We start from the raw sequence: 22,592 nt of genomic DNA, 5'->3' as shown, positions 1-22,592 counted from the left end.
GCAAAAAAAAATCATTAAAAATAATGAGCCTCATCTCTTTCATTTTTACAAAGTTATCCCTCTAATGCGACAAAAATTGTCGTATTATAAATCTTTATAAGGAAATAATTCTGCAGCAATACAAAAGCTTATTATAATCATCCAAAAATCCATTTTAATTTTTTTTTATAGATTTATTCGAATTCATTTTCAAAAGAAATGGAATTTTTAAAATACAAAATACAAAATGGTGATACACTCAACTCTATATCCCTTCGGTTAGGCATTACTGAAGAGGAACTTAAGCTGTTCCATAATACCCATTGCGAAAAAATGGATGTTATCTGGTTTTCCAATCTCAATTATGTTGATTTTCTTCTTATCCCACTTCATTTTAAAACAGAAAATCAAAAAGAAAGTGATAGAAAGAATGAGCTTCCATATTTAGAATTGTTTGATTCCTTTTATTCTAAGAAATATGCTGCTCAGGAAACCATTGAAGATCCATTTAAAAAGTTTTTTTTCATAAATTATATTGTAAATCTAGGGATTGATAAATTTAATGAATATCAGATTGTAAATTTTGATCGACAAGATTTTAAAACCAATGGGGAATCACCTGATGATAAAATGAGTGATCTTTCTCTGGCTTGTATGCGAAACATCTCTCCTATTTCCATCATTTTAACACCTACAGGGAAAATAGCAGGATTTCATGATTATGATCAGATTCTTAAGAGGTTCAAAGACCTACGTTTTGATTTAGAAGAGTTTTATACCGGTGAAGCTTCGAAAATTTATATCGATTCTTTTGAAAAATCTATTTGTGATGAAAAGTATTTTTTTAAGCAACTCCAATCCACTTTTCTTTTTCAAACCTTATTTCCAAAAATGGATTGGTTCCATCGAAAAAATTCCTGGATAGAGAATTTTTATCTCTTCCAAAATTCATTTTCCGTTCCATTTGTATTAAAAACTGAAACAGATCATAATCATCCTGATTTTGTAGAAACAATGATTAAAGGAAATTTACAAGAATCTTACAGTTTACAGGAATTAAAACGAGGAGTAAGAGATCCCGACAGAGACTCCCAGGAAGCTTTAAATGCAGAAATATGCATAAAGTATAAAACCGACAAAATAAATAAAAACCTACTTGAAGCAGAATCTACTATGGTGATCTCTCATGAAGGAATACTATATCAAAAACACAATCTAATTCTAACACAAATCGTATGAAAAATTATGTTATCCGGAAAGGTGATACTTTCAGTTCGCTTTCAAAACTATTCAAAATCAAGAATGAAGGAACATTAAAGACCTACCATAATCTTTATTGCCGTCAGGAAGATATCATGCAGGAACCTATTCCCGGTAAAAGTATTCTCATCCCCCAAGATCCGCAGTTCCTGTTAGAAGAAAGTAAAAGGGTAAAAAACAATTCTCCATTTCTTGTTAATCATATGAATAGCCGCTATAATGATCCGGGACAAGAAAAAACGACATTAGAAAAAGATGAAAAGAAAGAGAGTTCTCATGAAAGCAAATATTTTATTGTACAAAAAGGACTGGTTCAATGCAATCAGGGTTTTAAATTTCCAAAATTTAAAGTAACCAGCCACCAAAAACACTACTGGAATGATTCGGAAGGTAAAGCCGATTATCTTGCTGTTACAGAAGATGACCTGCAATTTGATCCTAGTGTACAGCCATTTGGACAATGTAAATTAAAACCAACTTCTGGAGGATATTTACCTTGCACCTATATCCCTTCAGGAAAATGGCAGAAAACATATGAAAAAGTGAAAATAATGGGGAAAAGCTGCCTTACTGAAATTTCTGAATTAACGTGCTGTACAGGAGGAAAGATAAGTATTTTTAAACATGGGCAACAGAGTGAGGTAACCAATATTCAGATCGGTAATGCCCAGTGCCTAGAGCAACAAATCTACAATCCTGTGGTTAATTTTGATGAATTCAAAGAGGAAATGGAAGAAAATGAAGCCGATGCTTGGTAACTTTAATACAAACTGGTATGGCTAAAAAAGGAGTTTATAAAATCACGGGCAACAGTAAACCTAAAACAGGAGATAAAACTTTGTACAAAGTTACAGAATGGTATCCTGATACCCCTTCCTCCGATCGCAAAGAATCAATGATCGTCTGGGAGTTATTCAGGAAAAATAAAGATGGCAGATTTATAACAACGGGTATCAAAAAAAGAGGAATCGGTGAATTTACTTTTGGAAGAAAAAGTCATCAATTTACTTTCAAAGTAGAAGGCTACCTGCATAGACCTGAAGGTAAAGAACCAATGGCTATTATCGTTCAGCCTCAGCTAAGCAACGAAAAGTTGTCAAAAGAAAAAGCCATTACAGGGGTGAAAATTACTTACCAAGACGGCTCGAGAGTGACCAAACCACTAAGTTATAGGGATAGACTTCGTGCTATTGCACATTGCAAAAACTTAGAGGGACAATTCATTAATTTAGGGCTTTGGGAAAATTATGAAAAAGGTAATGGTCACAGTAAAAAGAACAAACTGATTATTAAATCCCCACCTATTTTGGTCGATACTAAAGGCTATGCCCGTTGGAATTTCAATCTAATACCAACTTTTGTAACGTTATCCCTTAAAAGAGAGGACAATAAAAAATATCAGGAATATTACGTAACCGCAGAATACAATGGAAAGATACAAGCTTCCGATAACGTAAATACCAATAATCCACAATACAAAGTTCCTCCCCTATCCGTTAAAAAGCCTCAACCCAAACCTGAAACCCCTAAAGGATCTACTAACCCAAATTCAACAAATAATAAGCCTGACCAAAAAGGAAATATCCACAACATAAAACTCGTAGATAAAAACGGGAAAGCTTTTTCCAGAAAACCGAACTTCGGAGAAACCATAAAACTCATTATAGAAGGTAAAGATGTTATTGGAAAAAAATACACTCTCAAACTCTGGGAACATGATAACACCGGAGACAATGATCTGGTATACAATAATACCCATATTTTTAACGCAGATAAGCAAGAAGTACTAATTACTCTAACTGATGAAATGCGTAAAATAGGTGAAGTAGGTAAAGATCCAAAAAATCCAGAGAGCTGTGAATACTGGACCGGAAGGTGGCAGGAAATTTTTGCAGAAGTAATCTTTCATAGTATCTCTACAAAATCACAGATTATTGATGTGGGGTTACTCGAAGAACCGAAGCTACTGGATACAGGAAATAGTCCAATAATTGTACAAAATCAACAAAGTCTGGAAAAAAATAAAGATGGAGAATGCCCACGATGCAAAAAACTTACAGAAAAAGAGCTAAAAGCAGTATTTCCGTACGCACTAAATCAGAAATTAATCACAGAAATTGTTAGCTCATTTAATCTATATTGTGATAAATTTAATATCAATACTTGTACCTTAAAGGCACATTTTTTTGCACAAGCAAAACAAGAAAGTACAGATTCCTTATCTCCAGCTATTGATGGTGAAAGTATGAACTACTCTATAAGTGGATTACTAAATACTGGATTAAAAAATGTTTCCTCCAGATATCTATTTGGAAATAAAAACGGAATCGAAATGGCTAGAGATTTGGGGAGAAAAGAGAATGAGGGTTCTTTATCAATAGAAAGACAAATTAAGATTGCTAATTTTATTTATGGACTAAATCCAAAAGCTAAAGATTTGGGAAATGTTGCTCCAGAAGATAATAAAAACTTAAGCGAAGTTTTTAATGAAGGTTGGAGATACAGAGGTAGAGGAATGCTCCAAATTACTGGAAAAAATAATTACATCAATGTAGAAAAACATGTCAATTTTGTTTTAGGTAAGAACATTTTAAGTATTAAATCAGGTAGAAAATACAATTCTAAATTCACACCAACAGAAGCCTTATTATCTGGTCTTGGTGACTGGCATTTTCATAAAATGTATATTCCTGCTAAAAAAGGTTTAACCAAAGATGTATGTTTAGAAGTTATCAAAATTATTAATAGTGCTACAAAATCAAAAACAAAAAGAATCGCTTATCTTCTTGGTGGAAAATGGTATATAGATGATGATACCTCAAAAAAGTCATATACCATTAAGGAAGAAGATTCAATGAAATTTATATTTCGCGTTGATGAATGTATATCGAGAAAAAAGTTAAATTCAAAACATCAAGGTACATCAAAAGTAATAATCAAATTTGGAAGTAACGCAGATGAATCTGTAATTAGCGAAAAATCATTACGTATTTTACAAGAAGTAGGAGAAAAAACTAAAAATTTTATTATAACAATTACAAGCACAGCACGAGATCCATACAGCCAAGCGAGAGTTATGTACGAGAATATAGCAAAGACAGGAATAAAAGAACAAAGAAAAATTTATAAAGTTCCAGGACAAAAAGTATTGGATATTTATGAGATATCAAAAAACAAAAATAAGCAAGAAACAATTAAAGAGATGGAAGTTAAAATACGTGAATTGGGAGCGACAACCGTGTCTAAACATTGTGAAGATCCAGAAATAATGAATGTATTTGACGTAGCTCAAACGATGAGTAATCCAAAAGATTTCAAGTACGAGATTACTTTAAAAGCGTATAAAGTACTAGATGAAAATCGCTGTTATCACATCGAAATAAAACAATAATATTTATGAAAAATATATTTATAATAATATTCATATCAATATTTTTTTTTCCAATTTCTTGTAAAAAAAATGTAGACAAAATCAGTCTTACAAATAAAGACACTCTATTATTAAAAGAGAACACTGTTTTGTTTATATTACCTAGTAGCAAAAGAATTGAAGAATTGAAAAAAAAACATGGAGAAGATTTTTACATTATCGCAGATGATGCCAATTACTACTATGCCAATGCAATAGAATTTATGGATTCGTTACATGGAAAATATTCAAACCAATATGAAAACATAACAATAGCTTATATAGATAGGTTTAAAATAAAAACTATCCCAAAATTTAATAGTAGCTGGTATTCAATATTATACAAGAATAAAAAATTTAAAAATGTAGACTTAGTTAATTTTAAAAAAGAATATACTTTGTTTTTTGATGATTCCTCTAAAATTCAAAAGAGCTTAAATGCATGGCATGGTGTATATTTAAATACAGATATAGAAAAAATGGAATCATATGCTTCTATTATAAAAAGAGTAGGTTGGTATAAACTGACCATAAAAGCAGATGAAATAACTTTTGAAAGTGATAAAAGAATGGAATCAGAATTCCCTACAGAGTCTCCAGGGGGATTATATATTAATTATAAATGTAATTATAAAATCACCGGAGACACGATAAGTCTATTTGAGAAAACTAATAATACAGATAAACAACCAAAAGAAATGAATAGAATTAACATTAGCCCAGTTTTAACTTTATATAAAAATGGAAAGAAATTTTATGGTATATCTGATGATATTACAGAGTCAGAAAATTTGAGCAATGCAATACGGATCAAAGTAAAGTCACCCTATATTTTCAAGAAATTTAAAAATTGAAAATATTTTTATTGTATTATATTACTAAAATAAAAACACTTTACACTTATCACTATAAGAAAAGTAATGCATAAATTTTTATACTTAATTATTTCCGTTTTAGTATTTAATCCTTTACAATTTTGTAAAGGACAAGATAAAGATGAGAAAAAACAGACTGAAACATCAGAACGTTTTGAAAAATTGGCCATTAAAAAAATATACAGAAAGACAAAACAAGCTGATCAAATTAATCAAGTATTACAGAAAGAACCATTTGAGTTAATTAAAATCAATTGTGAGCCAGAAAAATCTGATTCTCCAAATTATACATTAAAGTGCTATAACATTAAAATATCAAATACTGTATTAGAAGGAAATGGTAATAATAAATACGAGCTTGTTACCATTTCTTTTAAAGATATAGAAAAAGCTATCATTCGAAAAATTAATAATGAAGATATGAAGACATCTACACCTTTGATATATTTTTCTAGTAAATCTAAAAATCATATTATTTTCTTTCCAATTGACGGGGACAATCACTTTGGTTGGAAAATTTACTTATATAAGAATAAAATTTTGTATCCGGTAGGTCAAAGAGTGATGTACTGGAAACCTGAATATGAAGAATCTAATATTAATTATTCTGACATATTAAAGATTTACGAATTGAAAGATAGTATTTCAGTTAAAATCCCAAGTAAATATTTTATTGAAAAAGATTCAGATTATAAAAATTATCCAAATTATCTTGATGGCAAACAATTTTCAAAGAATGGTCTTTCGTATTATATATTTTCAACAAATAAGCTTGATTTTTATAAGAAATATGATAATAATCTTTTTGAAGGAGATTATAACAAAATGATTAATAGTAAAATAATTAATGTAATAAAGTGATATCAGAATTCTAATTCCAAAATAGCTTCAAAAGAAAAAGAAAATTTGCAATCGTCTAGTGAATCTAAAGAAAAACTGACCGGCATTTTCGAAAGCTATCTGCAAGTTCTGGGGAAGAATAAGTAGAGGGTCATTATTTGAAGTGAAACTCAACATTCAGTCACTTTACATAAAAATCATATTTATCATTTAAAAAATATTTTATACCTTCGCTTCGTGATTACAAATAACGGAACATACTACTATAGAATATTTAGCTCAGATCTGGGATAGGGATTCTTATAAATGATATACAACCTCGTCCTAGGACGGGGTTTTTTATTTTAAATATTAAAAAGATGAAAATAAGTATTATTGGTGTAGGACTCATTGGAGGTTCTATCGCTTTAAAACTAAGAGAAAAAGGGATTGCTGATTTTATATATGGAATAGATAACAGCAGCAGGCATCTTGATGAAGCCTTAAGCTTAAAGATCATTGATGCAAAGGTAGATCTGGAGTATGGTATTAAAAACTCAGATCTTGTTATCATAGCTATTCCTGTGGATTCGGCAAGAAAGCTCCTACCTGCAGTTTTGGATCTGATCTCTGATGATCAAACCGTAATGGATGCCGGATCTACAAAGGCCGGAATTGTGAATGGTGTAAAAGACCATCCGAAAAGATCAAGATTTGTAGCTTTTCACCCGATGTGGGGTACCGAGAATAGTGGTCCAAAATCCGCTATTGCCGAGAGTTTTTCAGGAAAAGCCGGGGTGATCTGCAATAAAGAAGAATCAGCAGCCGATGCTTTGGAGCTTGTTCAAAAAATTGTAGCGGGTCTTGATATGCACCTCATCTATATGAATGCTGAAGATCATGATGTACATACTGCTTATATCTCCCATATCTCCCATATTACGTCTTATGCTTTGGCTAATACGGTTTTAGAGAAAGAAAGAGAGGAAGATACCATTTTTCAGCTGGCGAGTTCAGGCTTCTCCAGTACCGTAAGATTGGCAAAATCACATCCTGAAATGTGGGTTCCTATTTTCGAGCAGAATAAAGAAAATGTACTGGATGTCCTTAATGAACATATCTCTCAGCTCCGAAAGTTTAAAGCCGCGTTAGAAAAAGAGAATTATGAATATTTGACGGAATTAATTTCCAATGCTAATAAAATAAGAGGAATACTTGATAAGTAATCCTCTTATTTTATATTTTTAAATAACGACCTAGGAAGCGGAGACGTTAAAAAAATAAATTCTATGAACGTATAAAAAATTCTACTGTCTGAGTGCGGGATAAATAGTTAATAATAAACATACTTAAAATCCGCACGAGTTTTAGAGTTTTTAGAGAATAGAATCTTATTTTTAGTCGTAGTTTCCAGTCTTGAATTTTTGTTTCTTTTGTTTCAAGACAAAAGAAAAGGAATTACTAAATGTTAATTTTATAATTTATTGAGATTCTTCCTTCGTCGGAATGACAGAGAAAAATAGCAATATATATACCTAGCATTCAGGAACATTCACTGCAATAGCCAATCCACCTTCAGAAGTTTCCTTAAATCGGTCACTCATCGATTGTGCGGTTTCCCACATGGTCTGAATAACTTCATCTAAAGTTACTTTTGCTTTTGCAGGATCACTTTCAAGAGCGATATTGGCTGCAGTAATGGCTTTCATAGCACCCATTGTATTTCTTTCAATACACGGAATCTGTACCAGTCCTTTGATAGGGTCACAGGTTAAACCTAAATGATGTTCCATTGCTATTTCAGCAGCCATCAATACCTGGCCTATGCTTCCGCCCAAGATCTCAGTTAAGCCCGCTGCTGCCATTGCAGAAGAAACGCCTACCTCAGCCTGACATCCACCCATTGCAGCGGAAATAGTGGCATTCTTTTTAAATAAGGTTCCGATCTCTCCGGCAACCAATAGGAATCTTACAATATCATCCTCACTTGTAAAAGGGGTAAAAGCCTGAGCATACATTAAAACAGCAGGAATAACACCACTTGCTCCATTCGTAGGAGCTGTGATAATTCTTCCGAAGCTCGCATTCTCCTCATTCACGGCTAATGCAAAACAGGCGATCCATTTATTGATATTGGTAAAGTTTTCTTCGGCGTCAACTACCTGCTGAAACCATTCATCGATATTTTTATAGATCTTATCTCCTAAAAGTTTTCTGTTGATCCCGGCTGCCCTTCTGGTAACATTTAAACCACCCGGCAAAATTCCTTCTTTGTTTACTCCTTTATAGACGCATTCTTTGATCTGTTTCCAGATATTCAGTGCCTCTTGTCTTGTTTCCTCCTGAGTTCTCCAGCTTTCTTCATTGATCAGGATCAGATCTGAAAACTTCTGAAATCCCAACTTTTCACAATATTTTATAATATCTGAACCATGATGACATGGGTACAGCGTTCGGATACAGTGTTTTTCTATAGAGTTTTTTTCCTGACTTGCAATAAACCCACCACCTACAGAATAAAAATCCTGAACAAGCTCGGTTCCATCTTCAAAAACAGCTCTAAAAATCATTCCGTTGGGATGGAAATCCAGAGATTTCTGCATATTTAAAATCAAATGATAGCCATAGATAAAAGGAATTTCTTTTTCTCCACCCAGGTTAATAATCTGGTCTTTTTTTATTTTCTCTATTTTTTCATCAATTTTTGAAGTATTGATGGTCTTAAAATCTTCACCATTTAGTCCCAGCATTCCGGCGATATCTGTTCCATGTCCAATCCCGGTTTTCGCTAAAGACCCAAAAAATTCAAGGAAAACTTCCTTCACCTCTGCGATTGATCTTTCCCTTTTTATAATTCTGATAAATGCAGAAGCTGCATTCCAAGGTCCCATCGTGTGCGAACTCGACGGACCTATCCCTACTTTAATAATTTCAAATACTGATATTGATTCCATAAAAGATTCATCATTTTTCCTCATAACAAAGATACATGATAAATCTTTATCTTACTTCTCTTCAGCTAAGGATTAAATAAATATTTAAACACCTTCTACCACTTCAAACTCTCTTCATGCTGAGAGATATCCAGACCTATATTTTCCGATTCTTCTGATACTCTTAAAGTAATGATCATATCTGTAATCTTATACAACATTAAAGATCCAAAAAAGGCAAATGCAGAAACCAAAACCAGAGCCATCATATGATGGGCGAAAACCTCAATACCACCATGCAGAAGACTGGCATTTTCACCATGAGCAAAAATAGCTGTTAAGATCATTCCCATGATTCCCCCTACTCCATGGCAGGCAAACACATCCAGTGTATCATCGATCTTTTTGAGTTTTTTCCAGTTCATCATCATATTGGAAACGATCGCAGCTATAAAACCTATGAAAAGACTTTCCGAAATGGAGACGAAACCACAACCAGGTGTAATGGCTACCAATCCTACTACTGCACCAATACATGCTCCTAATGCAGAAACACTCCTTCCATTGATCCTGTCAAAAAATATCCAGGTCATCATTGCTGAAGCAGATGCTATGGTAGTGGTTCCAAAGGCTGTGGCAGCTGTCGCATTAGCTCCTAAAGCAGATCCCGCATTGAACCCAAACCATCCGAACCAAAGCATTCCTGTACCTAAGAGAACATAAGGAATATTAGAAGGTTCGTGATGAGGATTCTTCCTGTTTCCAACAACCATCGCACCAGCTAATGCCGCAAATCCGGCACTCATATGAACGACTGTTCCACCCGCAAAATCTTTGACACCAAAATATTTATTCAAAAGGCCATCTGGATGCCAGACCATATGACAAAGTGGGGTGTAAATACAGATGCTGAAAAGAACCATGAACAACAGATAGGAAATAAAACGCACCCTTTCTGCAAAAGAACCGGTAATCAGCGCGGGGGTTATAACAGCAAATTTCATCTGAAATAAGGCAAACAGAATAAACGGTATTGTAGAAGCCATAGCCTTATGCGGTAAAACACCGACATGGTTGAAAAATGGATAGCTTAAAGGATTACCTATTAATCCATAATGTTCTCCATTCATTTCAAAACCCAGAGAATCACCAAATGATAACGAAAATCCAACGACCACCCATAAAATAGAAATTACTCCTAAAGCAATAAAACTTTGCAGCATGGTCGAAATAACATTCTTCTTACCTACCATTCCACCATAGAAGAATGATAATCCCGGCGTCATAAGCAAGACGAGACCTGCGGCTGCTAAGATCCATGCGACATCGGCGCCAACGATTTTATCCTCGCTTAAAAATTCACCTGAATTAGGCAGATCTGCTGCCGGAGTCCAGAATAAACCTCCAATCGCTACAATTGTGATCACAGCAAAGGAGATCTTCCATTTTAAACCAATTTTCATAAAATTTAATTTTAACCCTATCAAAAATAGAGATAAATTTTATAAAAACATATTTTAAAACAAAAATACCCCTAAATATTTTAAGATAAAATCAAAATAATAATATTTCACTGAAATATTTCATTTAGAATTTTTGAAACTTCTTTAGGTTTTGTGGCTGGAAAAAGGTGCGTCCCACCTTTGATGATATAATTGGGTTTTGAGTTTTTCACAGGAAAAACAATATCTCGATCTCCCAATATCTGAATTACATCAGGATTTTCTTCAAAACTCCAATCTGATATCTTTTCTATAGACCATTTTAGGTAATAAGGATCTTTAACTCTGAAATACTGTAACACCTTCGGGTTCTTAGGATCGAAAAATTTTCTCATAACAGAGTAAGCCGTTGCGCTCCTTTCATTAAAGAAACGAACCGGCAGAATCTTGGGGATTCCGGTAATCTGTCCTGCTTTTATTAATTTGGATTTTTCTTTATCAGATTTTATACTTCCCAGGATCACTACTTTTTCAGCAGGCTTTATTTTATTGATCTCCTGTACCATGATTCCACCAAACGAATACCCTAAAAGGTAAAAAGGTTCAGAATCATTAATCTTAGATGCCATTCTGTTGATATACTCCAGAAAACTCTCATTCAGTCCCGGGATCAGCCAATCAATAAACACCACTTCAAGGTGATCTGGAAACTGTAATTTTTCCAACACTTTAAAATCTGCACCGAGTCCGCTTACTATGTAAATTTTCATATTGCTAAAATAAAAAATATGGGCAACTATTTAAAGCTGCCCATATCTAATTTATTGTTAAAAGTAATTCCTTTTATTTTTTCTTTACAGGAATTCTGTTATCGTTATCCAATTTCTCAGTAGAAACTTTGAACTGAATGTCCATTTCGTCTTTAATGAAATAATCTTTTAATGAAGACTGATAGAATACTTTAAAGTCTCTTCTGTTTAGCGAGAACTTAGCAGACTCTACAACAACAGTAAACTGAGTAACATAAACATTAGCCGGGAAAGTAATTGTCTTTCTAACCCCTTTTAATGTAAAATCTCCATATACTGTTGAATTGTACTCACTGTTTGCCAAAGGAATAATTTTGGTTAAATGAAATAGAGCGATCGGGAATTTTTTAACTTCAAAGAAATTAGTACTCTTAAGATCGTTGGTTAGCTTGATCTGATCCTCATCGGAAACATCTCCAGCCATCAAACTTCTCATATCAATTACAAATTCACCATCTACCAAAACTGTTTTATCAAAATTGAATTTTCCGCTTTTCAGTTTTACGGTACCCGAATGTGATGATGCCACGGTTTTTACAACCTTATAGCCAGTCCATCTTATCTCAGAAGAAGTAACTTTAGAAACCTTATCAAATTTTCTTTGAGCAGAAACAAATGATATGCTCACACACATCATAGCAAACAATAGTAATCTTTTCATTCTTTTTTATTTACAATTCAACAAAAATAAAAAAAAGTGTAGAACTTCTACACTTTTAACAATCTTTTTTTGATTAAATTATTTAGCAGTCACTTTTACAAGCATATCAATGTCATCTTTCACAAAAACATCTTGCATTGTTGATTTGTAAGCAATATCAAATTTTTGTCTGTCGAAAGAGAATTTGTTAGATACTAAACTTGCTACTCCTTTGCTGTAAGCAATTTTTGCAGGGAAAGAAATACTGTTTGTTTTTCCTTTTACTGTAAGATCTCCAGTTACTAAAGAGTTATATACTTTGTCATCGTTTTTCTTTACAGAAGTAATTTTAAAAGCAGCTGTAGGATATTTTTCAACCTCAAAGAAATCTCCTGTTTTAAGGTGACCATTTAATTTAGTCTGATATTCTCCGGTAAGATCTGTGGAAGTAATAGAAGTCATATCAAGAACAAAAGATCCACCTACAAGGTTATTTCCTTTCATTACCAGATTTCCTGACTTCACTTTTACAGTACCATCGTGAGAACTAGCCTCAGACTTTGCTACTTTGTATCCCCACCAGTGTACATCAGATGCTACTACTTTTTTTGATTGTCCGAAAACCAATCCACTAGCTAAAACCGCTAATAATAATATTTTTTTCATTGAATAAAGTTATTTAATTGTTTATTTAACGATACAAATGTAGCTATCTTATTCGATAGATTTTATTGATGTAGATCAATAAAATCAATTATTTTCATGAATAATATCAGGCATAAAAAAACTCCGGAAATTCCGGAGTTGATATTTATTTATTCATAGTAGGCGGTATAAAGCGCTATGCCATGTAATCCTGTCAGCTTACTTTTAATAAGGTAGATTGGAATATTTCTGAGCATATCCTCCATTTTGTCGCTTATCTTAAACTTCTCATAGAATTTCGTTTTATCCATATAGTCGATCAGCATCTGAGGAATATCTCCTGAGATCAATAAACCTCCGGTAGCCTTAACCTTTAAAGTAAGGTTATTAGCTTCCCTTGCAAGAAACTCAAGGAATGTATCCAAAGCAATTTTACAGATCAGCACATCTTCTTCTACAGCGGCTTTATAAATTTCCTGTAAGAAGTTTCCATTTGCCAAACGATCTGCCAGCCACTCCGGTTCAGGGTGTCTTTTTACATCTCTTAAGAATCTGTAAATATTAAATAATCCTGTTTTAGAAAGAACATTTTCCCAACTTACAATTCCATAAATATTATTTAAGAATTGATAAAACTCCACTTCAACATTTGTTCTTGGAGAAAATTCAGAATGACCACCTTCTGTTGCAAATGGTCTTAGATACTTTCCATCAAAGAAATACCCCGCTTCTCCCAGCCCATTTCCTGGTGCTAAAATAGCTACATTTCCTTTCTCCAGATGCCCGCTTGTATAAATTGCGTCCAGTTCACTATCCTCTAGAAGTCCCATTCCATATGCAGATGCCTCCAGGTCGTTAAGCATATCAACTTTTTCGAAACCGAATTCATTTTTAAATTCTTCAACATCGAAATTCCAGCCCAATCTTACAGGACTACTTTTCCCGTTAAGGACAGGTCCCGGAACAGCTATTCCTAAACGTTTTACATTATTCAGCTGATTCTCCTGAATAAACTTTTTCAGGATCGCCGAAAAAGAGGAAAACTCTTTTGTCGGATAGCTGGTTTGTAATTTTATATCGAGTCCTCCGTTGCCAGATATGTAATAACCCAATGTAGTAATATCTTCACGTAAGTTTGCTCCAATGATAGAAACATCATCATTATTACTGTCTTTTACACCCGGTAAATAAAGGGGAAATTTTGGATTTAAGTTCATAATCACAAATTTTATCAAATATAATAATAGTTTTCGGAAATCGTATATGGTAGTAAAAAACCTTTTCAAAAAAATGAAAAGGTTTTGGCTAATAATTGTTTATATATAAATCTAACTACTTTCCTAACGCAATATTGTAAGAAAATCCAACACCAATGTTACCCACATTGTAGTCTTGATTCACTAAATCGCCTTTACTTCCTGTAAATACCTTCTGATATTGTACGAAGAAATTCCAGTCTTTGTTATGGTATCCAATTTCAGGTTTGATATAAAAACCTCCACTTGGTCTGTCAACCAAAGTATTTGAAGCTACTTTATCATCACCTACCAAGAAACCATACCCTAAGTCAGTTCCAAAATAGAAACCAGTTTGTTTTGGATAAATTCTTATTAATGCTGCAACAGGAATTACTCCCACATCATTATTTTTATATCCATTGTTTTCTTTTCCAAAATAATGGGAATAACCAGTTGCGATACCTAATCCGAATCCCGGAGTAATCAGATTTTGGTAAGCCACATCCACCCCTACAGCAGCGGAAAGATTATCTGAAGGAACAGCTAATCCAACATTTGCTCCTACTTTAAGCATATTATTCATTTGTACGCTTTGTGCACTTGCAATACCTGCTGTTAAAATTCCAGCTAATAAAACTGCTTGTTTAAACATTTTCATAATTTCTGATCTTTAAATTTTACTAATCAGTATGATGTAAAAATCATGCCAACCAGGCACTTTTTCACTGTTTTAACATCTACAAGAAACACAAACGCATGAAAATCAAATAGTTAATTTTTGTTAAAATTTAAATAAATGTTTAATTAATGTTAAAAAAACAATCTATGAACGTATTAAACGTTCTAATTTTTAACCTCTTTAAGTTTATGATATCCAAAATACAAATCTATTCATGGCATTTCCTGTAATACTTCATAACAAGCACTTACTTTGGCGTGCAGGCTTTGGTCCCGGCATTAGCCAGTTTGAAGACATACAAACTCTATCAAATAAAACTTTGATCGATGAATTGTTTAAAGAAAAAGCTTTTACTGAACTGACCTATAATACCCCGGATGTAGCTGCTGTTGATTATATGAACTCACCAACACCTGCCGAAAAGAGAAAAGAAAATCAGAAGATCAACAGAGAGCAGAATAATGAGCTTAACCTTAATTTCCTTGATAGCATGATCAACAGTCCAGATCAACTCAGAGAGAAGATGGCTTTTTTCTGGCATGGCCATTTCGCTACAAGAATTAATAATTCAAAATTCAACAGACAGTTATTAAACAGTATCAGAAAAAATGCATTGGGTAATTTTAAAGAGTTGCTTTTTGATGTCAGCCGCTCTCCTGCTATGTTGAGTTTCCTCAACAATCAACAGAATAAAAAAGACCATCCCAATGAAAACTTCGCCCGCGAGGTTATGGAATTATTTACCATGGGACGGGGAAATTATAATGAAAAAGATATCAGAGAAGCCGCCAGAGCCTTTACAGGATGGGGATATGATAAGGATGGAAATTTTAATGAAAGAAAAAGACTTCACGATACAGGAACCAAAACGTTTTTAGGAAAAACTGGAAATTTCACAGGCGATGATATTTTAAATATTATTCTGGAACAAAAGGCTACGGCCAAATTCATAACAACTAAAATTTATAAATTTTTCGTTAACGAAAACATTGACAATACCATTATCAATCGATTAAGTGAGGATTTTTACCATTCAGGTTACGATATAAAAAAGCTTTTGCAGCACATTTTTTCAGGTTCATGGTTTTATGATCCAAAAAATATCGGAACAAAAATAAAATCCCCTATTGAGCTCATGGTAGGAATGATGAGAGTTTTACCTATGAATATTCAAGCTCCTGAAAACCTCATCGTCTATCAAAAACTATTAGGACAGATGCTTCTTTATCCACCCAATGTGGCGGGATGGCCGAGTGGGAAATCCTGGATCGACAGTTCTACACTGATGCTAAGACTTCAGATCCCTCAGATCTGGTCCGGATTAAGACCTTTAGAATACAGCCCCCGACAGGATGATGATATTGATATGGGAATGAAGTCCCGTGAAACAGCATTAAATAAAGCGTTTAAAAATCCAAATATCACCATCGACTGGAATCGTGTAGAAAAGGTTTTTCAGAATAAAAAAGGGGAGGACTATCTTCTCCAAAACTCGAAATCCCTGGATATGAGTTCTGTGAAAAACTTTTCTGATCAGAGTGTAAAAATGAATATAATTAATCTGATGTCCACACCAGAGTATCAATTGATGTAACCTCCTTAAAAGCAGTAAGATGTTAATTAAAAGAAGAGAATTTCTAAAGATAAGTTCGTTAGCGACAGCTTCACTGGTAGTTCCAAACTTCCTGAGATCCATGAGGTTGGATAACGCGCTACAACCCAGTCAAAATATTTTGATCGTGCTACAGTTTACAGGAGGGAATGACGGATTAAATACAATTATTCCGATAAAAAATGATGTGTACTTCAGGGAAAGAAAAAATATTGCGATCAATAATTCTCTAAGATTAAATGATGAAACAGGAATCAATCCTGCTCTCTCCTATTTCAAAGATCTTTTCGACAATGGAGAATTGGCTATTTTGAACAATGTCGGCTATCCGAATCCTGACAAATCACATTTCAGAAGCATGGATATCTGGCAGTCCGCAAGTAAAAGTGATGAGTTCTTAGAAACTGGTTGGTTGGGACGCTTTCTCGATGAAGAATGTTACCGTTGTGAACATCCTACTCAGGCTCTGGAAGTTGATGATATGCTGAGCCTGGCATTAAAAGGCGAAAATAATAAGGCATTTGCTTTCAAAGATCCAAAGAGACTCTATCAAACCAGTCAGGAAAAATATTTCAAATCACTTTATGACCACCATCACGAAGATGAAACTGTCTCTTATCTTTATCAGACCTTAGGTTCTACGATCAATAATGCCAGTTACATTTTTGAAAAAAGCAAATCCAAACAAACGGATCAAACCTACCCAAATTCAACATTGGGTAAAGACTTCAAAACAATAGCATCACTGATCAAATCAGACATTAATACACAGGTCTATTATCTTTCCGTAGGAAGTTTCGATACCCATGTTAATCAGAATGAAAGGCAACAAAAGCTATTCACAGATATCAATGAAGCAGTAAAATCTTTTGTGGCCGATATGAAGGAGAACGGGCTCTTTGACAACATCCTTCTAATTACCTTTTCAGAATTCGGACGTCGTGTTGCTCAGAATGCCAGTAATGGAACCGATCATGGAACAGCAAATCAAATGTTTTTTATCAGTGGCGGGCTTAAAAAGAAAGGATTTCTAAATACCCTTCCCGATTTACAAAACCTGAATGAGGGTGATCTGATCTATACTGAAGATTTCAGGAAAGTATATGCTACGATCCTCAGGAACTGGCTAAAAGCAGATTCTTCAAAAGTATTGGGCTGGAAAAACGGTGTCTATGATTTTATATAAAAAAGACCGTCCATAACAGACAGCCTTTTTATCATAGTGAATGATGTCTAACTTAAGCTGTAATCTGCTTTTTTTTAGCCTCATCCTTTTTATCTAATTTTTCACTCACTTTTTTTACGATATACTCGATAACAAGTGGGGCAACTATAGCAATGACTGCTTTAAGAATTCTTGATTTCATATTTATTTATTTTGATTAACAATTACAATTTTTGCGCCATTTATTAAATCAGACCCCTTCATTAAGATTCTGATAATTCTGAAAAGCCTCTTTCAGGCTGGCCTGGATTCTTCTCTTAAGCCGTTCCGGTTTTAAAACAGTAATAAACTCACCCAATCCCAGGATCATCCTTTCTAATTCGAAATTAAGCTGCACACATATTTTAAATGTTGTCCCACTATCATCTTCATTTATAATTTCCTGAGAATGATGAAAAGGTTTTGTTTTAACATACGGAGCGTGCTTGGCATTGATTTTAAAAATAACATTCTGAGGACGTTGCCCATCTGAAACAGTAACCCCGATCACTTCTCCAAAATAACGATCAGAATCAAACTCCTTATCGATGTATGTAACAGCTTCTTCAATAGAGATTTCTTCCATCCTGTCTAATGCCAGATTATACATTTTATTTTTATACCAACAGATAAGAAACCAACGGTTATTATATTCTTTCAGTAACTGCGGATGAACGATGTAATAATCAGATTCCCTTGCTTTAAAGCTTTTATACAGAATCTTTAATACCCTCCTGTTTAAAATACTTTCATATAAAATATCAATATGTTCCAATCCTTTCAGCCGTTCATTTTTATCGAGATGAATAATGGATTTCTGATTGGTTGAATGAATTGAATCTTCCAGTTTCTGGATCACCCCATTCATATCTTTAAACATAGAAAAATCTTTGAACTGCTTCAAGATCTGAACGGCATTGTTCATTGCTTTCAGATCGCTTTCATTCACCGAAATATTATGAATGCTGTATTCAGGATCACTGTATCGGTAATATTTCCTCTCATAAACTTCAATAGGAGCCTCATAACCGAACTTTTCGCTGCGCATATTCTGCAAATCCAGCTGTATGGTACGTTTGCTTACAAAGGATTCCTTTCCTTCAAACTCAAACAACGCTTCGGAACATTCATCGATCAGGTCTTCTAATGTGTATTGGCGGTATTTGTTCTTAAGGCATTTATCCAGAGTCTTATAGCGGATCAGAGCGTTTTTATTGGATGACATTTTTCTTGTGTTTAGTGGGTATTGGCTGGCTTATGCTACATCGTCATTGCGAACCGAAGGTGAAGCAATCTCATTCATCGTATTTTACTATCGCTGTGCCAGAATTATTTCTTTCTTAACGCTTCCCCTTCAAAAACAATCCCGTCCCATCCGAACTCCATAAAGTTTCTGATATTCTGATGATCAACCCCTTCAGGATTTTTAAGAACATCTTCTCTGTAAAATTCTCCAAAAAGATTTAAAACATCCCTTTTTGACAGATCATTCAGCTTTGCAAAACTAAATACTTTACAAGATCCATTATTTTGATCTGCTTCATTCGCTGTAGTTCCGTTTTTAAATTTTGTTGGTGTAAAGTTATAATTCTCATCGATATAAGTAATAACGTCTTTGAAATGAATCTCTTCAGGTGAGTTCTTTAATTGTTCCAATAACATACAATATTTATTTTTTAAAAAGATTGATGTAAAAATAATCAAAAAAAAATCATCTACGCAAAAACATTGCACACTTGCGTAATTACTTTGCATTATCAAAATGAGAGAACACATGGAATTTAACGGAAATCACTTAATAGAATTAGGATATAGACCAGCAAAATGGTTTAAAGAAGCAATCGGATATATCAACATTAACAATCTGGATGAATCTGAGATTAAAATTTATCTGGAACAGTTCGAACAACCGGATCAGATGCCGTTGCATGAAACTCCAAAAGATTTCATTATTAACATCAGAGCTGAGAACGAAAGTGAACTTGACAATGTAGAAAAAGTAATCAGAACAATGCAGGTTTTAATGAAAACACCAACATTAGTGGATGGAGCTTTAATGCCTGATGCCTGCCCTACTGGTCCGGAAGGTCATATTCCCGTTGGCGGAGTTGTTGTCGCTAAAAATGCTATCCATCCAGGATTTCATAGCGCAGATATCTGTTGTTCCGTTATGTTGACAGACTTTGGAAAGGCGAATCCTAAAGAAGTACTGGATGCTGCACATTCAATAACACATTTCGGATACGGTGGAAGACCAAGAGGTGAGCAAATGCCAATGTCTCAGGAACTAATGGATGCGTTCAGGGAAAACTATTTTTTGAATGATGAAAGACTGATCAGTATTGCCCGTTCTCATATGGGAACCCAGGGAGATGGAAATCATTTTTTATTCGTTGGAATTTCTAAAAATACGGGAAATACAATGTTGGTAACCCATCACGGATCAAGAGCTCCGGGTGCTGCTTTGTATGATAAAGGAATGAAAGTTGCAAACCGTTTCAGACAGGATATTTCACCGGAAACTTTAAAAGAGAATTCCTGGATCCCATATGATACAGAAGAAGGAAAATCATATTGGGAAGCACTTCAATTGATCAGAACATGGACGAAAGAAAACCATACATCTATTCATGATGCTGTTTTAAATAAGATGGAAGTTGAAAAAGAAAACAGATTCTGGAACGAGCATAATTTCGTATTCAAGGATGGAGATTTATTCTACCATGCAAAAGGGGCTACTCCATTGGATGATAAATTTATGCCTGATATTACGGGACCAAGATTGATTCCACTAAATATGGCAGAACCCGTTCTGATCGTTCAGGGAAAAACCAATGAGAGAAATCTCGGGTTTGCCCCTCACGGAGCAGGAAGAAATTTCAGCAGAAGTCAGCATAAAAGATCATTGGCTCATAAAACCATTGAAGAAGTTTTTGCTGAAGAAACCGAAGGACTGGATATCCGATTCTTCTCGAATGAAATTGACATTTCTGAATTACCTACCGCCTATAAGAGCGCTAAAAACGTAAGAGCTCAAATCGAGGAATATGGATTATGTGAAGTACTGGATGAGGTGATGCCTTACGGATGTATCATGGCAGGTGATGTCGGAAAAAATGCCCCATGGAAAAAGAAAAGGAAATTTAAAAAGGCTTGATACTAAGCCTGATTGATTATTGAATATATTTTACTCTCGCAGATTAAGCAGATCACGTAGATTTTTTATAATATTAATCTGCCACAATTGTAAAACCTGCAAGAGATTAAATTATGTAATTCAAAAAAATTTAATTATAATCAATTACAAGTATATTTTTTTAAATACCCTTGCGCTTTATAAGTACAAGGGTATTAATCATTTAAGACAATAAAACTGTTAGTTTATTTTTTTAAATTCTATATTGACAAGATTGGAACCCGACAGCATAAATCCGCTTATATCACCTTCTTTTCCCACTTTAAAATCGAGCTGTCCAAAATAGGATTGCGTCGAATTAAAACTCATCTGTTTTAGAGGAAATACTGGAATATCGCCATTTATAGGGTGTTTTGCTACCAGATTATTATTTTCAATAACCAGTTGATAAGTTGTATTAAACTCGTCATTTCTGTAAAATCCAACAAACTGTTTCAAATCCATGGTCTCTGCTTTAGGCGGATTCAATGTTACTCTTTTTGCGGTGTATGTAAAATCACCAATTCTAAAGGTCACTAATCCTCCATTAAATGTAAGACTTGCGGTAGGAATAGAAGTAATATTAAATTTACCGTCCCCTACTCCTGGTAAAACTTCTTTACCTTTATGATTATAGGTCCCTACATAAAGATCTTTCCCATCTGCTGAAATTTCAAGATAGTTTCCCGGACTCAGTTCATATACCCCTTCAAAGTTCTTTAATTCTGATGGTGTATATGTTGTTTTTTGTGGTCTAATATCTGGAGTTAGCTTATTGGCAAGAAATAAATCAATCAGCTGATAGGCAATTAAGAAACCGTCAAAAGCCCTCTTATTTCCTAATACAACAAGAGAGAAGTTTTGAGAAGGAATATGAAGAATATAAGAGCAATAACCTGCAGTACCACCACCATGAAAAACTAAATTCAACCCTTTATACGTTCCTGTTTGCAGTCCTAAACCATATTCGATATGACTTCCATTATTTAATATTGTATTTTTCTGCATGGTATTAAAAAGTTCACGACTGCCAACGGTTGGCTTTTGAAAATTGATGGCCCATGTACATAAATCATTTAAAGTAATATAAATATTAGATGCTCCATAAACCATTTGTCCGATTGGAAATTTTAAAAATATATTTCCTTTTTGCAGGTATGGTTCTGCCTTATTTGGGATTATTTTTTCAGGATCATCTATTGCTACGCTATGCTTCATACCAAGTGGATTAAAAATGAATTCCTTTAGTATCTGGGCAAAATCCTTCTTATATACTCTGCGGAGGATTTCCGCAAGCAGCATGAAACCTGTATTATTATATTGATACTGTTCTCCCGGAGTATAGTTAATACTTTTAATTCCTAAAACGGTCTGTACAGCTTCATTATTTGTCAGTCTGAACTCATCACCAAAACCTTGTAATTCATTAATTTCCGTAAAATTGGGTAAGCCATGGGTATGATTCGCCAATTGGCGGACGCTGATTTTATAAGGTAAACTGCTAAGCTCAGGAAGATAGTTTCTGATATCATCATCTAAAGAAAGCTTTCCTTCCTTTACGGCCATAAGTGCAACCAACGCTGTAAACTGCTTGGAAACTGATGCTATATTGAAAGCAGTGGAATCTGTTACGGAAATTTGATCCTCCAGATTGGCCTGCCCATATGTTTTCTTATAGATTACTTTCCCATCTTTTATGATCCCTATGGCCATTCCGGGAGCATTCGCCTTAGCATATGTATTTAATAGCGAATCGGCTTTTCTGATTTCATTTTTTGGAGTGAATTGACTGGAATATAATCCTAATCCAAAGCCCATTAGAAAGAAAATACATAACGCAAGTTTAATGTGTGATTTCATTTTTAAATTTTTA

General features: G+C 34.0%; 20 protein-coding genes. 9 read left to right on the top strand and 11 right to left on the bottom strand.

Going from position 1 to position 22,592, the window contains the following annotated elements; all coding sequences use genetic code 11:
- Positions 1–198 precede the first annotated feature (198 nt).
- The 6 genes from NG806_RS21730 to NG806_RS21705 all read left to right on the top strand — a co-directional run bounded on the left by NG806_RS21730 (position 199) and on the right by NG806_RS21705 (position 7,568).
- A complete protein-coding gene (locus NG806_RS21730) occupies positions 199–1,218 on the top strand; it encodes a LysM peptidoglycan-binding domain-containing protein (protein ID WP_261511317.1) in 1,020 nt (339 codons plus the stop codon).
- Positions 1,215–1,997: a DUF4280 domain-containing protein gene (locus NG806_RS21725; protein ID WP_261511316.1), complete on the top strand. Its 783-nt coding sequence runs from the start codon at positions 1,215–1,217 to the stop codon at positions 1,995–1,997. Before NG806_RS21730 ends, NG806_RS21725 begins: the two co-directional genes overlap by 4 nt.
- 17 nt (positions 1,998–2,014) lie before the next feature.
- Positions 2,015–4,630 (top strand): hypothetical protein, encoded by a 2,616-nt coding sequence (locus tag NG806_RS21720; protein WP_261511315.1) that lies wholly within the window; start codon positions 2,015–2,017, stop codon positions 4,628–4,630.
- 5 nt (positions 4,631–4,635) lie between these two features.
- Entirely contained in the window at positions 4,636–5,502 is an 867-nt protein-coding gene (locus tag NG806_RS21715; RefSeq protein ID WP_261511314.1) for a hypothetical protein, read from the top strand.
- A gap of 66 nt (positions 5,503–5,568) precedes the next feature.
- On the top strand, positions 5,569–6,384 hold the full coding sequence (locus tag NG806_RS21710; protein WP_261511313.1) for a hypothetical protein: 816 nt from the start codon (positions 5,569–5,571) through the stop codon (positions 6,382–6,384).
- A gap of 338 nt (positions 6,385–6,722) precedes the next feature.
- Positions 6,723–7,568, top strand: a complete 846-nt coding sequence (locus NG806_RS21705; RefSeq protein WP_261511312.1) for a prephenate dehydrogenase — start codon at positions 6,723–6,725, stop codon at positions 7,566–7,568.
- Between the two features lie 309 nt (positions 7,569–7,877).
- Here the strand turns inward: NG806_RS21705 and NG806_RS21700 are convergent, their stop codons facing one another.
- From NG806_RS21700 to NG806_RS21670, 7 genes are all read right to left on the bottom strand, one after another.
- Complete coding sequence (locus NG806_RS21700; RefSeq protein ID WP_261511311.1) at positions 7,878–9,296, bottom strand: L-serine ammonia-lyase; 1,419 nt, start codon at positions 9,294–9,296, stop codon at positions 7,878–7,880.
- A gap of 95 nt (positions 9,297–9,391) precedes the next feature.
- Positions 9,392–10,738: an ammonium transporter gene (locus NG806_RS21695; protein ID WP_214826499.1), complete on the bottom strand. Its 1,347-nt coding sequence runs from the start codon at positions 10,736–10,738 to the stop codon at positions 9,392–9,394.
- 107 nt (positions 10,739–10,845) lie between these two features.
- Positions 10,846–11,487 (bottom strand): alpha/beta hydrolase family protein, encoded by a 642-nt coding sequence (locus NG806_RS21690; RefSeq protein WP_261511310.1) that lies wholly within the window; start codon positions 11,485–11,487, stop codon positions 10,846–10,848.
- Between the two features lie 73 nt (positions 11,488–11,560).
- A complete protein-coding gene (locus tag NG806_RS21685; RefSeq protein WP_214826502.1) occupies positions 11,561–12,187 on the bottom strand; it encodes a YceI family protein in 627 nt (208 codons plus the stop codon).
- A gap of 78 nt (positions 12,188–12,265) precedes the next feature.
- On the bottom strand, positions 12,266–12,832 hold the full coding sequence (locus NG806_RS21680; RefSeq protein WP_261511309.1) for a YceI family protein: 567 nt from the start codon (positions 12,830–12,832) through the stop codon (positions 12,266–12,268).
- Positions 12,833–12,981: 149 nt separating this feature from the next.
- Positions 12,982–14,028 (bottom strand): glucokinase, encoded by a 1,047-nt coding sequence (locus NG806_RS21675; protein ID WP_214826508.1) that lies wholly within the window; start codon positions 14,026–14,028, stop codon positions 12,982–12,984.
- A 115-nt stretch (positions 14,029–14,143) separates the two neighbouring features.
- On the bottom strand, positions 14,144–14,707 hold the full coding sequence (locus NG806_RS21670; protein ID WP_214826511.1) for a transporter: 564 nt from the start codon (positions 14,705–14,707) through the stop codon (positions 14,144–14,146).
- A 235-nt stretch (positions 14,708–14,942) separates the two neighbouring features.
- Here NG806_RS21670 and NG806_RS21665 point away from each other — a divergent pair, with 235 nt between their 5' ends.
- Both NG806_RS21665 and NG806_RS21660 read left to right on the top strand, forming a co-directional pair.
- Positions 14,943–16,322: a DUF1800 domain-containing protein gene (locus NG806_RS21665; protein ID WP_261511308.1), complete on the top strand. Its 1,380-nt coding sequence runs from the start codon at positions 14,943–14,945 to the stop codon at positions 16,320–16,322.
- A gap of 19 nt (positions 16,323–16,341) precedes the next feature.
- Positions 16,342–17,526 (top strand): DUF1501 domain-containing protein, encoded by a 1,185-nt coding sequence (locus tag NG806_RS21660; protein ID WP_261511307.1) that lies wholly within the window; start codon positions 16,342–16,344, stop codon positions 17,524–17,526.
- A gap of 52 nt (positions 17,527–17,578) precedes the next feature.
- Here the strand turns inward: NG806_RS21660 and NG806_RS21655 are convergent, their stop codons facing one another.
- The 3 genes from NG806_RS21655 to NG806_RS21645 all read right to left on the bottom strand — a co-directional run bounded on the left by NG806_RS21655 (position 17,579) and on the right by NG806_RS21645 (position 19,206).
- The gene (locus NG806_RS21655) at positions 17,579–17,707 is read right to left on the bottom strand and encodes a hypothetical protein (protein ID WP_261511306.1); all 129 of its coding nucleotides are present in this window, start codon (positions 17,705–17,707) and stop codon (positions 17,579–17,581) included.
- A 48-nt stretch (positions 17,708–17,755) separates the two neighbouring features.
- Entirely contained in the window at positions 17,756–18,769 is a 1,014-nt protein-coding gene (locus tag NG806_RS21650; protein ID WP_214826520.1) for a helix-turn-helix transcriptional regulator, read from the bottom strand.
- Positions 18,770–18,873: 104 nt separating this feature from the next.
- A complete protein-coding gene (locus tag NG806_RS21645; RefSeq protein WP_261511305.1) occupies positions 18,874–19,206 on the bottom strand; it encodes a HopJ type III effector protein in 333 nt (110 codons plus the stop codon).
- A gap of 112 nt (positions 19,207–19,318) precedes the next feature.
- On the opposite strand from NG806_RS21645, the gene NG806_RS21640 reads away from it, so the two are divergent.
- Positions 19,319–20,701: an RtcB family protein gene (locus tag NG806_RS21640; protein ID WP_261511304.1), complete on the top strand. Its 1,383-nt coding sequence runs from the start codon at positions 19,319–19,321 to the stop codon at positions 20,699–20,701.
- Between the two features lie 219 nt (positions 20,702–20,920).
- On the opposite strand, the gene NG806_RS21635 is transcribed toward NG806_RS21640, so the two are convergent.
- Positions 20,921–22,579, bottom strand: a complete 1,659-nt coding sequence (locus tag NG806_RS21635) for a serine hydrolase domain-containing protein (RefSeq protein WP_261511303.1) — start codon at positions 22,577–22,579, stop codon at positions 20,921–20,923.
- Between the last annotated feature and the right edge of the window lie 13 nt (positions 22,580–22,592).

Origin of the sequence: Chryseobacterium paludis, assembly GCF_025403485.1 — a bacterium.
Lineage (GTDB): Bacteria > Bacteroidota > Bacteroidia > Flavobacteriales > Weeksellaceae > Chryseobacterium > Chryseobacterium paludis.
The sequence above is the reverse complement of the archived record's forward strand: the minus strand, read 5'-3'. Positions and strand labels throughout refer to the sequence as shown.